The sequence below is a fragment of the uncultured Gimesia sp. genome (assembly GCF_963976445.1).
GTDB lineage: Bacteria > Planctomycetota > Planctomycetia > Planctomycetales > Planctomycetaceae > Gimesia.
In genome coordinates, this window is record NZ_CAXBKP010000001.1 from 386,908 (window position 1) to 401,471 (window position 14,564).

Sequence of the window (14,564 nt, forward strand, 5' to 3'; positions counted from 1 at the left end):
CATCGACTCAACCCAAGATGTCAGTAACATCTGCTGTCTCCCATAAACTCTAATTTTGCCTTGGCATTTTACTGTAAAATGAATGAGATTTCATATCCCGCTTCCCTTTTTTACAACAAACTTAAATGCCAATCTGTTTTATTGTTAGTTGTTAAATTCTGATTCAATCCAGCTCGTTCTGAAATGAAGCGGAGCCCAAACAGTACATTTGAACACAACTCCATTTTCACACTTTCTGCCTATTAACAGAAATCCAGTCTTTGATGCTAAAAACTACTCTGAACCGAAGTCAAAGAAATTTGCACAAATTAGGTAAAATTTAACCACTAGATTCCACTTGTAACAATCATGCCAGCCCCTCGAAAAGCGGAAACTCGCCTGGTACTTGAAATGGTGATTTACACTTTTCCTTCTTAGAGACAACTTGAGACAACTCAAATTACTCACAAGACAGACGAACGGGCGAACCAAAACTAACGATGAATCATTTCTTCGTCTCAGCATTTCTCAAATTTTTCTAGATCCATAACCCTTTGCTTTATCTACGCTTAAGAAATCAGACTTACAAAACAATAGGCGATATAGGCTGGGATTTCCGGAATTCCTATGTATACATTCGAATCTTTTAAGGCGAAAATTCATACTGTTTTTGCAAGATGTACCGTTTTTAATGGTCTTCTTAGCAATAACGAGCCGATCAATTATGACAGTGGGTTGGCTACATAGCCTCACCTGCTGCTGTACCTACGAACAAGAATGCTCTGGATTCACAAAGCGTGTTATGTCGGAGAGGTTAGTTTTTAATTCGCATCTTTCAGTCAATGGAATTCAAACGGTTCTAATTGGACTGAAATGGAGAGATTAAGCTATGAGAACGAACGGATTCGTTGGCTTGATAATTGCGGGAATCTGCTGTTTTTCAACGCAGGCACTTTATGCGCAAACAGATTTCCCTGTCGAACCATCAAATGAATCTGAAGGGGTCTTCAGAATTTCAAATGCCTCAGAGAATTATGAACCCGCATCAGAGTATTATGAACCCGCGATTGACGCCGTCTCGTTTGCACCGTCGTCTCCGCGGACTTCCGATTTATCTCCCATTGCCATGTCCGAAAATTACAGCAGTGGTGAGTATTACGGACCAATCGAAGAATACACTCAGGGGGATTGGATTGAAGAGCCCTACCTGGAAGATATGCCATACGAGCGTCTGGGAATCGTAGCCGGTGTGGCCGCTGTTTTCGTGAAACCTGGTTTCGATACCGACACCGCGTTTTTGACGGAAGATCAATCGGGAATGTCAACGATCACGACTTCCAATGATTTCCCTTATAATTATCAGTCTGCTCCCCGAATCAACCTCGGTTTAATTGATAATGAAGGGCTCAGTGCTCAGATTCGCTGGTTCCAGTTTGAAGATAATTCCAACAATGGAGCGACTTCTCCCAATAACTTTGTCTTCTTCAATGGACTGCCGACGAAAACAACAACCGGCGGATTACGAGCCGGTGGTCAGGCGGGGGACTTCATTACGACCTCGAGCAACATTAAACTCTATACCATTGATCTTGATATCAGCCAGGAGTTGAACTTTGAACGCTGGCAAACGACCTTCGGTGGTGGTTACCGCCATGCTTCGGTGAGTCAGACATACCAGGCCAGAGGTACTGCAAGTGGTGCTGCCGTTTCATCAGACGCAGGACATCGCTTCGATGGAAATGGTCTGGTCATCTTTGGTGAAGCCCGACGTCCTCTGGGTCTGCTTGACAGACGCTCAAAAGGGTCATCCAGCTTATCCTTAATCTCTAGCTTGAAATATTCAGCACTCTGGGGTAACTCGAAATATTCGGCAGAAGACAGAACCCCTGGACCGACTGTTGCAATCGCACAGACAACCTCTAAAAAATCATTAAGTATCGCTGAGATTCAAATCGGTATGCAGGCAGATTTTGTGCTGCAAACCGGTGCTCTAGTCTGGGTCCGTGCGGCCTGGGACGGAATGTGGTGGAATGGCGCCGGATCGGCTGCCAGTGAATCAGGAGACCTGAGTCTCCTCGGTGGTTCGATCTCTTTGGGGATGGATTGGTAAACCTCTCTCAAACACACGCTATCAAATCAAACAGCCTTGTCAGACTACTCTGACAAGGCTGTTTTCACTGGTACACGCTCTTTTCACTGATACACAAAGAAACGATTACTTCTGGGGAGGCGCCTCCAGAGTCTTGATAAACTCCAGTAAATCCGCCATCTGTTGATGATTGACCTCTTTCTCCAAACCATTGGGCATTAAAGAGACGCCATTGGAAAGCAGGGTATCAATATTGTTTCGAAGAATGATATCTTGCTTCCCTTCCGCTCTGCGGACCGTATAACTTGTTGCTGTTTCTGCAGCAATAATGCCGGTAAACAGCTTCCCCTGCTCGGTGACAATCGTATAAGTATTATAGTTGGACTGTGCTTCCCGACTCGGATCCAGAATGGCAATCAATAAATCATTGTTCGATTTATTCTTCGTGGTCGCCAGATTAGGCCCCACATTATGCCCCTGATCACCAACCTTATGACAGCCCGCACAGTTCTTCAGATAAATCTTCTTGCCGCTGACGACGTCCCCCTTTAATTCCAAAGCTGCCTCATAAGCAGACACGATTTTCGCACGGTCACTATTCACTTCACTTCCCAGCACCATGCGAGCACGTTTGCGAATCGCTTTATTGGGATGATTCATCAACAGGTCTTTTTTGTCGCGGGAAATCTCATTGAGTTTGACCTGTTTTTCCTTGATCGCGCTCAACAAACTGTCAATCCGTCCTGATGATCCCAAGAGCGCATCAATCACATCGATCCGCACAGCCGGACTGAATCCGGACCAGTTTGTCAGCAGAGCGGAACTCACATCTTTGTGCTCCATCCGGGATAACGCTTCGACCGCCGCCAGTTGAATTTTCGGTGAGGATCGAGGATTCAAAACCTCTGACAGCACATCGCCGGCAACACGGTAATCCATAAAGCCCAGCAGGCGAACCGCTGCCACCCGCTCCGCCACTGATTTGTCTTCATCTTCAACTGTTTGAACAGCTTCCGCGATTGTTTTGTCAAATCGTTGTTTGACATCAGAACTGATCTGAGGGTCGCTCAGCAAGGTCGCCAGAGACGCCCCGCGACGTCCCAGGCCTTCTCCCAAAGCACCAAGCACCAGTTGCTTCTGAACTAATGAGATCGAATCACGGGAGACATAGTCCAACACAGCCAATGCATCATCTGTTTCCTTTTTCGCACCAGCAATTCGTAACAGCTCAATCACCAGAGGACGTTTCGTACCGGCAAGCTTTCCTTCCGACTCCCGAAGAAAATTCACCGCCAACGGCCCAGCGATATCGGCAGAAGAGGTCAAAACCGCGACCTGCATATCACCATCATAATTCTTTGAATCCACCAGCTTCGTCAAACCGGCAATCGCGGCTTCCCTGTCAAATTCACCTAAGGAAAATGCCAATTGCAGTTGCACACGGTACTCTGGATCTGACGACAGCTTCAGTACCGCCTGAGATAATTCCGGGCTTCCCTGAGCGTACTTTTCAGACAACCGAATCGCATGTTCTCTGATTCCTGCTTCGGAATCCTGTAACGCTTTTACCAGAATATTAGAATTTAACGCATTCAAACCATCCAACGTCCACAAAGCATGCAAACGTGCCAGTGGCTGTTTTGATGTTTGAAATAGGTTCACCAGATGCGGAATCGCTGCCTTATCCTGGCGTTCCCAAATCAAACGCTGGGCGGTTTCCCGGTTCCAACTATTCGGTGATTCCAACTGCAATACCAGTTGATCGACGGGCATCTTGCCTAATTTCTGAACCTTGAAAGTCTTCCCCTTGGGATGCTTCAGACGGTAAATTCGCCCGCGATCATGACCACTTTCCAGGTCAAGATGACGCTTGATATCTTCTGGAATCGAGAACGGATGTTCGATCGTTTCCCGATACATATCAAGAACCCACAGCGTACCGTCCGGGGCATTCACAAAGTTGACCGGACGAAACCAGTTATCATTCGAAGTAATAAATTCGGTATCTTCATCAGCACGGGTCGCAACGTAGGTTGCCCCCTTGCCATCCATCGTTTTACGGTGAATCAAATTCCCGCCCACATCACCAATGATGGCATTTCCCTGAAACTCAGCCGGATAGGCGCCACCACGATATATCGTGACGCCGGTCGCGGAAGTAAAGAAACCGGTCGCCACCAATTCCGTCGGCGAAAGACGCTTGCGAAAATTTGGATCAGCGGCACGCCGTGCGGTACGCACGACACGATAAGGTTCCGGCGGACTTCGCCGAAATACGGGAGCTGCAGCCCCGCGCTTCGCAGCAGTCCGTAATACACCGGGAACCGCCAGATAGGCATTGCGTTTCAGATAATTACTGGGATATACCACATGCTGAATATGGTTACTGTTACTGCAGACAAAACGATTCCCCCAGTCATCCATTGAGTGCCCAAACTGAGAACCACCCGAAACCGCTTCCAGTTCGCGGGTCCTGGGATTGAGCTTCAAATCCCGCCGTCCCGCAGGGATCACTTCTTTACCATCTTTCAAAATCGAACCGCCGTTAGTTCCGCCGGCAAAATAGATATGGTTATCCAGGCTCCATTTCAGATTATTCGCTAACCCTTGTACGTTATTGGTTCGCAGCCCGGTGAATACCGTCTCGCGAATATCGGCTTTGTCATCGCCGTCGGTATCTTTGAAATAATAAATATAGGGGGGAGCGATCACATACACGCCGCCGTCATAACAGCAAACCGAAGTCGGCCAGGTGATCGTATCAGCAAAGACAAAACTCTTGTCCATTTTGCCGTCGCCGTTGGTATCTTTTAGTAACCGAATGACACCGGCATTCTTGCGGTCGGGACCAGGAATATAATCGGGGCGCTGTTCTGGCAGATAAGGATAGCCCCGCATCTCGGCGACATACAATTGCCCGTTTTCATCAAAACAGGCATCCACGGGGTCCATCACATCAGGCTCGGCAGCCACCAGTTCCAACTGAAATTCACGCTCCAGTTCAAACCCCTTGAGGCTCTTTTCAGGAGAAGTCGCAGGGACCCGCTTTAACCTCTTGGATAAATCTCCCTCATCCGCGAGAGGCTTTTGCGCAGTCGCTAATGAAAAATAACCACCGCCGACTAAAAGGACGCTTGTGAAACAAACAAGAACCAGACAAAACACTTTTCGCTGAGTAACCGAAATCATGTATTCCGACTTTCTATGCCAAGAAACGCAATCAACATGTAGGAGGAATTCAAAAGGTGGGGGATGGACATGAACGGCCTGACATCGAATTCACGATCGAATTCGAATATCCCGTTCCGACTTCCAGGGCGAGCTAATTATAAAGAACATTAACGAATACGTTCTAAAATACCCGGATCACAACGGAAATCAAGTCCATTTCACCCCAATATCCAGAATCTCTCTGCGGGCGACTGCAGTGACTACGACATCCCATTCATATTCAAGAGCATGAAATGGTGCTGCGGAAAAAATTATTCCCACTCAATCGTGCTGGGCGGTTTCGAGCTGATGTCATACACCACGCGATTGATTCCCCGCACATTGTTCGTGATGCGGGTCGACATGCGCTCCAGAACTTCGTAAGGCAGTAGAGACCAGGTCGCAGTCATAAAGTCGTCTGTTTCGACTGCGCGAATCGCGGCGACATCCTCATAAGTTCGACCATCGCCCATCACACCCACAGAACGAATCGGAAGCAAGACGGCAAATGCCTGCTTGGTTTTGCGATACAGGTTTGCCTTGTGCAATTCATCAATCACAATCAGGTCTGCTTCCCGGAGAACTTTCAGACGTTCTTCCGTTATTTCACCCAGACAACGCACTGCCAAACCGGGGCCAGGGAATGGATGTCGGTAAATCAAATCGTCAGGCAGCCCGAGTTCATGTCCCATTTCGCGGACTTCATCTTTAAACAACTCGCGCAGAGGTTCTATCAACTCAAACCCGAGTTTTTCCGGCAATCCCCCCACATTATGATGCGACTTAATCGTCGCAGCCGGACCATCGGGGTTGGCGCCCGATTCAATCACGTCAGGATACAAAGTTCCCTGTGCCAGAAAGTGAGCGTTCTCAATCGATTCCGCTTCTTTCTGAAACACTTCGATAAACAGCCGGCCGATAATTTTCCGTTTTTCCTGCGGGTCAGTAACGCCAGCGAGTTCTGATAAAAACATCTCTCGCGCATCGACAACATGCAGATCGGTTTTAAAGTGTTCTCCAAACCGGTGTGAAACTTCGTCGGCTTCCCCTTTTCTCAACAAGCCGTTATCCACGAAGATACACGAGAGTTGTGATCCAATCGCACGATACAACAATGCAGCGACCACCGAAGAATCAACGCCCCCTGATAGTCCGCAAATCACACGCTGATCGCCGACCCGCTCCCGGATCGACTCAATTTCCTGTTCGATCAAATTGGTAATTTTCCAGGTTCCCTCGCACCCGCAAACCTTTTGCACAAAGTTCGACAGCAGCATGCCACCAAATTCGGTATGTGTTACTTCCGGGTGGAACTGCAACCCAAAGAAAGGCTTACTATGATGCTTGACCGCTGCAAACTGGCAGGTTTCAGTCGACGCCAGAGAACTAAAGTGTTCGCTCAGATTCTGGACTTGATCGCCGTGACTCATCCAGGCGACGAAATTCGTAGGCACACCGGAGAACAAATTCGAATGATCACTCACCGTACACGGAGTACGGCCAAATTCCCGGGATTCCCCCCCTTTGACTTCACAGCCCTGTGAATCACAAACAAGCTGCATGCCGTAACAGATCCCCAGAATCGGAATCCCCAGATTGAAGATTTCCGGATCCGCCTGCGGCGCGTTTTCGCTATAGACACTGGCCGGACCACCAGAAAGGATAATCCCTTTGGGATTGAGTTCCTTGATGCGTTCTGCGGAAAGGTTGGGACGTGCCAGTTGACTAAAGACGTTCTGCTCGCGGACACGTCTCGTGATTAACTGGGAAGTTTGAGACCCAAAATCCAGGACCAGAATTAGTTCTTCCTGTTTCATATCGATTAAACTCTGAGAAAGAGCATCCTGCTCAGAGACTTGAGGATCGGTCATTACGTTCTCGAAATATTAATGCAATCGAAAGAATCACCAGAGACACTCGCGCCAAGGCCGCCGATGAATAGACTCGCCAGGGACCGGAGCCCGCTGGAACGATAGAATTCTGCTTGAAAAAGCAAACCGCTATCTTAGCGAGTCCATTTTCGAAATCCAATTCCGCCCGCCCAATTCACCAAGGAAACCAGCAGGAATCTGCTCCCGTTAGTCAAAATACAAAAGCTACGCTGAATATAAGTCTATGAGCACCAATATTCGGCATCTCTGTTTAGACTTAGAAAGACATTATTCTGCTGAAAACATTTACGGTGATAGAACTTACAGCGAATCAGACGCATCAGGAGAATTTGAACCATCCCTGCCGATCCATCCGATAATTCCAGTAATACGACAATTGCGGAAAATCATGCTCAGCAGGAATCTGTGAGTTACTCATTCCGATTTCCCTATTCCAAATGGCTGGGAGCACATGCCCTCTGCCCTCTCTTATTCAACAAAATATTGCCAGGAACAGAAAATCATGCTTCTCCAATGGAATCATTTTTTCTCCAGACATTGTCTGACTTTGATTGCAGGAACCTCAATTTTTATCGCGGGGGCCGATGTCGACGCACAGGTGGTGCCAGGCACAGGCACAAAGGTAGAAGGGGCCTGGGATGATTTCGAAGATGAATCCTGGGAATTCATTACCAATCTCCCCAAAAGTAGCTTTAACATTGATAAAGAACCCCGTTATCCACTAGGCCAGTCCTCCAATAGTGTCTGGACAGAAAGTGCCAAGCGGGGACAACCGGATATTCTTCAGCGCGTGCCCACCCCTCCAGGCGGTCTGCCCGGCAGTAAAGGCGCCTTACTGATGAAGTCCCTGCATACAGGCATCCCGGGGCAAGGCAGCCGGGGAACCAATCAGGACGACCTGATCATGCAAGGCACGATTGTCTCGGTCAATTATTCCCCCAGTGTCGTCACACGCGTTTATCTCCCCCCCTTCGAAGAATGGGAAGATAAAACCGGCACTTCGTTTGGGTTCCGTGCTGCCGTAAAATCTCCGACGAAGAAGACGAGCTCGCGCAGAAGATTTTTTCGCAGCAGTAGCACTTCCACTAAAATCGAAACCATCTACCTGGGGATGTTCATTCAGTTCAACAGCAAAACAGACAGTCCGAACGGAGAAGATTCAGCCGTATTTGTTGTGAGAGCAGATACCTCAGGTCAGGATTTCATCGGACCGGAAATTAAACAGACCGGCTGGTGGACCCTCGGCATGTCGTTCACTCCCGATGGCCGTGCCCACTATTATGCCAGTCCCGGCGTCGATCCTCTGACTCCGGCTGACCGGTTTGCATCGCACGTGCCTTATGGAAATCGAATTCAATCGTTCCATACTGCATTCTTCAATGTCTGCAATCAGGATAACGGTCGTACGTGGTCCACAGAATGGATCATTGATGACCCGGCGATGTACTACATCAGTCGATAGGTTATAGTGGAACCGGATTCTGATAAAAAATGATAAATCAGAAACGGCATACTCCCTCAGGGTATGCCGTTTCTTCGTTTCTGCTTATTATGGATTTTCGCTTCACGATCGTTGTTCTCTATTCAGGACCTCACGATGTTCGTAAATAAAATCAAAACGCTACTGTCTCAGGGCGAGGTCGCTCTCGGCGTTGGCATGCCAGATGCTTCTGAAATCCTGGCTAAACTCTCCGTCGACACCGGTATCGATTTTCTCTGGATCGATCTGGAACATCGTCCTTACGGCGTCAATGAAGTCAAACATCTTCCTGAAATCGCCCGCCGCAAAGGCTGCATGCCGATGATTCGGGTACCCGGGCTGGACCCGATTTACTTCAAGAAAGCACTCGACATCGGAGCCAATACGGTCATGGTTCCGCAAATCAATAATGCCGAAGAAGCGAAACTCGCCGTCGAATACGCCAAATATCCGCCCGAAGGAACCCGAGGCGTCTCTCCCGACTGGACGATGTTCATGGACTTTTCCTTCGATGATTATCTGCCACACGCGAATCAGGAAACCGCCATCGTCGCACAGATTGAATCGCCGGAAGGAATTGAAAACATTGAGGAAATCGCCGCCGTCGAAGGCATCGACGTCGTGTTTGCCGGCCCGATGGACCTCTCTGCTTCGCTGGGAGTCATCGGCCAAACCGAGCACCCTGAGGTCCTGAAATTATTGGCAGATTTCCCCAAACGAGTCGCCCGCGCCAATAAACCCGCCGGTATCACTTTCGGGGATCTGGACCGCTGTCGCTGGGCTATCGATGAAGGCTACCGTTTCGTGAATATCGGCTCCATTGCCTCTCTGGGAGCCAATGGAATCCGCGAGGTCCTGCCGGAATTACGCGAACGAGCCAGAAAATAATTTCCAGATCCTGCCAGGCTCCTCTGGAACACATAAACAAGACTTGATACAATAGTGCCGCTCAATCGAATTCAGACTACAGCGGGAGAACGATCAAGATGCTGACACTGTTTGGACAAAACCACGCACAAGGTTCATTTTGTGATCATTTATCACGACGGAACTTTCTCCAGATCGGTAGCCTGGGACTCTCTGGGCTGACTCTCCCCCGACTGTTACAGGCGGAAGCAGCAAACCCGGCAAACAAAAAACGTCAGAAGTCGGTGATCATGATTTATCTGGTCGGGGGGCCTCCTCACCAGGATATGATCGACCTTAAGCCAGATGCCCCCAAAGAAATCGCAGGTCCCTGGCAGCCCATCTCCACCAACGTCCCCGGAATTGAAATCTGTGAAGCCTTCCCGCGGATGGCACAACTCATGGATAAAATGGTTCTGGTGCGTTCCATCGTCGGTTCTCAGAGCGGCCATGATGCCATCCAATGCTTCAACGGTCATGATCCCCGCAAACCCAAACCCCAGGGAGGCTGGCCGCAATTCGGTTCGACCGTTTCAAAAGTTCAGGGCGCGCATGTAGAATCAGCGCCCCCTTTCATCAGCCTTTGTTACCCTTGTACTCACGGCCCTTACAATGAACCGGGCCCAGGTTACCTGGGACTCTCGCATTCCCCCTTCCGACCGATGGGGCCGACCCGCCACGATATGGTTCTGAATGGGATCTCGCTGGAACGACTCTCCGATCGAAAACAACTGCTGCAAAGTATTGATAATTTCAAACGCGAAGCCGACGCGTCCGGCATGATGACCGGCCTGGATACCTTTACCGAACAGGCCATGGGCGTGCTGACTTCGTCTCAACTGGCAGAAGCCCTGGACCTTTCCAAAGAAGACCCCGAAACCGTCAAACGTTATGGCACCGGCGATCCCACGAAATTCATCGACAGTAACGGCGCCCCTCGCGTACCACAGAGCATGCTGGCCGCCCGACGATTGGTCGAAGCCGGCGCGCGAGTCGTCACTTTAAACTACAGTAAATGGGATTGGCACGGCGGAAAGAATAACACCATCTTCAAACGCGAAGCAGAAGACTTCCCCGTGTTTGACCAGTGTGTCAGTGCCCTTCTGGAAGACTTGCATCAACGTGGTCTGGACGAAGATTGTACAGTCGCTATCTGGGGCGAATTCGGGCGGACTCCCAAAATCAGTGCCCAGGTCGGCCGAGATCACTGGCCGCGTGTCAACTCGGCAATCCTCTTCGGCGGCGGCATGAAAACCGGCCAGGTGATTGGTGCCACTGATCGCCTGGGAGGCGAAGCCGTTGATCGTCCCGTGACATTCCCCGAACTCTTTGCCACGCTGTATCATAACCTGGGCATTGATACAGACCATACCACAGTCGAAGACTTCAGTGGCCGTCCCCAATATCTGGTCGAAGGCCACGCCAAACCACTGCCAGAATTGATTTAACACCCCCACAATCAAATTTGCCTCTCTTTTTCAGCTTTGCCGATTAAAACTTGAATCGCTTCAACTAAAAGCGTTAAAATAGTTTATGGCAATATTACAGATATTGTTCCCCCCATTTTGAAATGGCACGTAGTACTAAGTGCGCTGCCATCACAAGCTTCGGCTGAATCACGACCTGTATTCTGAAAAAGAAACCTCCGCGCATGAAGCAATTTCTCCGAATCATCTCTGTTATCCTGCTGATGGCTGGCTTTGTCAGTTTTTCGATTTCCGCTGAAGAAGCAAAAACCAAAACAGACTCCGTTCCCCAGTTCGCACCGGAGCAACTGGAGTTCTTCGAAAAGTCCATTCGCCCGCTGCTGGCCGAACATTGTTACAAGTGCCATAGCGGTCAGTCCAAACGACTCGAAGGGGGACTGCGACTCGATGCACGCTCCCTGATTTTCAAAGGAGGCGACTCTGGCCCTTCCGCGGATACGAAGAAACCACACGCGAGCCTGCTCCTGGAAGCCGTCCGTTATGAATCGTTTGAGATGCCGCCCAACTCGCGACTCAAAAAAGAACAGATCGACCTTTTAACACGCTGGGTTGAAATGGGACTCCCCTGGCCCGATGAAAAACCGCCCGCCGAGCGCGGGGCCGCTGAAACATTTGATCTCAAACAACGACGCCAAGATCACTGGGTCTGGCAACCGCTTAAAGAGGTGGCAACACCGACGGTCAAGAACAAGAACTGGTCGGCCCATCCCGTGGATCAGTTCATACTGGCGCAACTTGAAGCCAACAAACTACAGCCAGCGCAACCCGCCGACAAACGAACCATCATCCGGCGGCTGTACTTTGACCTGATCGGTGTCCCCCCGACGCCCTCACAGATTCAATCCTATCTACAAGATCAATCACCCACCGCCACCGAGAAGGTCGTCGATCAACTTCTGGCGGCGACTCAATTTGGTGAACGCTGGGCGCGGCACTGGCTGGACCTGATGCGGTATGCCGAATCGCGGGGCCACGAATTTGATAACGACACTCCCAACGCCTACCAGTATCGTGACTACGTTATCCGGGCCTTAAATACCGACCTGCCTTACGACCAGTTCGTTGCCGAACACCTCGCCGGCGATTTGCTGGAACAGCCCCGCCTCAATCCAGAGAAGCAGTTCAATGAATCCGTTCTGGCGACTGCCTTCTGGTATCTCGGCGAATGGGTTCACTCTCCCGTTGATATCCGCAAAGATGAAACCGACCGCTTTGATAACGCGATCGACGTCATGTCCAAATCATTTCTGGGCATGACCGTTTCCTGTGCCCGCTGTCACGACCATAAGTTCGATGCGATCTCAACCAAAGACTATTACGCCCTGTATGGATACCTGCAAAGCAGCAACTACCATCAAGTGCGGTTCGAGTCGCTGCCACACAATCAGAATATTGCAGAGCAAGCCGAACAGCTGCAACAGCGTCAGCAAAACATCCTCAAAGTAAAACTGAAAGCCGCGTTCCAACACGAAGTCAAAAATTTCTCCCGCTACTACCAGAGTGCCTCGCAGCTGGTTCAGTCCGGACAGAAGACCGACGTTGAACAACAGCTTCAGGCACAGGCAGCGCAGCAGCAACTCAATCCAAAGATCCTCAAACGCTGGGTCGCATTACTGCAGAACAATCAGGCTGCTGAAAAAGAACTCAAAGCCGACATCATGCTGGAGGCGAATGTGCAAGCTTCACTGGCCCCGCCCAGTCCCTCCGCACCGACCAGTCCCAAGTCTTCTAACCGAACCATCGTCAATTATGATAATTGTCTTCCGGAAGACTTCATTACCGATGGCTTCACCTTTGGTCTGGCCCCGCGCCCCCGGGGTACGCTTCTGCTCAATCCGTCCGACAAACAGCTCCCGCTGACCGTTCAACTGGAAGGAGCCGCGGTCCGCGATCCCCTCTGGAACGATCTGGAAGACGTGAAAACGCCACAATTGATCCAGAGTAATCGACTGAGAACTTTTCCCCGCTCCGGGCGCACGTTAAGAACACCGACCTTCGAAGTCCAGGGATCGATTGCCTATCGGGTGAAGGGCTCCTGCTGGGTCTATGCCTGCGTCGATTCACATCGCCTGCTGTTCGGCCCCCTGCACGGCTCGACGTTAAAGAAAGTCACTGCTGATAAATCAGGTAAGCCTCTGTTGGTGCTTCATGATCTGTCCCGATACAAAGGACATCGCATCCACCTCGAATTTACCCCCATCGATAAAGCACCGCTGGAGATCTATCAAATCAAACACGCGGCTCAGTTTACCGAACCCGGACTGACCTCCGTCAGTCTGAAGAGCCCCCAGGTCCAAAAGGCGTTCACAGACGCATTTCACGAATTCTTCGACACTCCAGACAAACTGACTTCCCAGACAGTCGCCCTGATCAACTGGATTCTCACCCACCCGGACTTGTTCTCAGAACCAAATAGCCCGGAACGTCTGGCGCTCAAGCAGGGAATCGAAGACTATCAGGCACAACGTGCCAAGCTGAAACAGGCGATTCAAACCAAATCGCAAACCGCGATGGCGATCATGGATGGCAGTGCGGAAAATGATCACGTCCTGATCCGTGGCAGCCATCAAAATGAAGGTCCGCTAGTCGAACGACGTTTCCTGGAAGCGCTCAACGGCATCTCACCTGCGAATATCCCCGGAAGCGGGCGGCTTGAACTGGCACGCGAGATCAATAATCCGTCGAACCCGCTGACTCATCGCGTGATCGTCAATCGCATCTGGGCACACCTGTTCGGACGGGGAATTGTTCCCAGCGTTGATAATTTCGGCGTCCTCGGAGAACGGCCCTCTCATCCAGAACTGCTGGACTTCCTCGCGGTAAAGTTTCTGAACGAAGGTCGCTCACTCAAACAGATGATTAAGTATCTCGTGCTGACACAAACCTATCAGCAGGCCAGCCAGACTACATTGCATGTCGCAGAGATCGATCCCAAAAACATTTATCTCCACAAAATGCCGTTAAAACGACTGGAAGGCGAAGCGATCCGCGATTCCCTGTTAAGTCTTTCCGGAAGAATGAATGCCACGATGTATGGCCCGTCGATACCAATTCACCTCACCAATTTTATGGATGGTCGCGGCAAACCGCCGGTCAACGGTCCACTGGATGGAGACGGCAGACGCTCGATTTACATTCAGGTCCGCCGTAATTTTCTTTCGCCGATGATGCTGGCCTACGATACGCCCAGCCCGTTCAGCACAATGGGCCGCCGCAATGTCTCCAACGTTCCTGCACAGGCTCTGATCATGATGAACGATCCGTTTGTTATTCAACAGGCACAGCTCTGGGGAAAACGGGTAACTACCGATTCGAATCTGAAAACAACTGATGACAAAATTCGCTGGATGTATGAATCGGCGTTAGGTCGGCAGCCCACACCCGAAGAACTGGCAGTAGCCAAACAGTTTGTGCTGGAACGAACCAAACAAAACCTGAATACCGCTGACCCTGCCACTATCTGGGCAGAGTTGGGACACGTGATCTTCAACCTCAAAGAGTTTATTTACGTTTTTTGATTT

Annotated in this window: 7 protein-coding genes; 5 read left to right on the forward strand and 2 right to left on the reverse strand. The window is 50.1% G+C overall.

Translation table 11 applies throughout. From position 1 onward, the window contains the following. The first annotated feature begins 868 nt into the window (after positions 1-868). Positions 869-2,089, forward strand: a complete 1,221-nt coding sequence (locus AAC022_RS01450; protein WP_339727282.1) for an Lpg1974 family pore-forming outer membrane protein — start codon at positions 869-871, stop codon at positions 2,087-2,089. Positions 2,090-2,194: 105 nt separating this feature from the next. Here AAC022_RS01450 and AAC022_RS01455 read toward each other — a convergent pair whose 3' ends face one another. Next, positions 2,195-5,257: a PVC-type heme-binding CxxCH protein gene (locus AAC022_RS01455; protein WP_339727283.1), complete on the reverse strand. Its 3,063-nt coding sequence runs from the start codon at positions 5,255-5,257 to the stop codon at positions 2,195-2,197. A 293-nt stretch (positions 5,258-5,550) separates the two neighbouring features. Further along, positions 5,551-7,149, reverse strand: coding sequence for a glutamine-hydrolyzing GMP synthase (gene guaA, locus AAC022_RS01460; RefSeq protein WP_339727284.1), 1,599 nt, complete (start codon positions 7,147-7,149; stop codon positions 5,551-5,553). Positions 7,150-7,672: 523 nt separating this feature from the next. Between guaA and AAC022_RS01465 the strand changes: the two genes are divergently transcribed. From AAC022_RS01465 to AAC022_RS01480, 4 genes are all read left to right on the forward strand, one after another. After that, positions 7,673-8,632: a hypothetical protein gene (locus tag AAC022_RS01465; RefSeq protein WP_339727286.1), complete on the forward strand. Its 960-nt coding sequence runs from the start codon at positions 7,673-7,675 to the stop codon at positions 8,630-8,632. A 135-nt stretch (positions 8,633-8,767) separates the two neighbouring features. Next, a complete protein-coding gene (locus AAC022_RS01470; protein WP_339727287.1) occupies positions 8,768-9,538 on the forward strand; it encodes an aldolase/citrate lyase family protein in 771 nt (256 codons plus the stop codon). 98 nt (positions 9,539-9,636) lie between these two features. Next, complete coding sequence (locus AAC022_RS01475; protein WP_339727288.1) at positions 9,637-11,004, forward strand: DUF1501 domain-containing protein; 1,368 nt, start codon at positions 9,637-9,639, stop codon at positions 11,002-11,004. 203 nt (positions 11,005-11,207) lie between these two features. Beyond that, on the forward strand, positions 11,208-14,561 hold the full coding sequence (locus AAC022_RS01480; protein WP_339727290.1) for a PSD1 and planctomycete cytochrome C domain-containing protein: 3,354 nt from the start codon (positions 11,208-11,210) through the stop codon (positions 14,559-14,561). Positions 14,562-14,564: the final 3 nt, after the last annotated feature.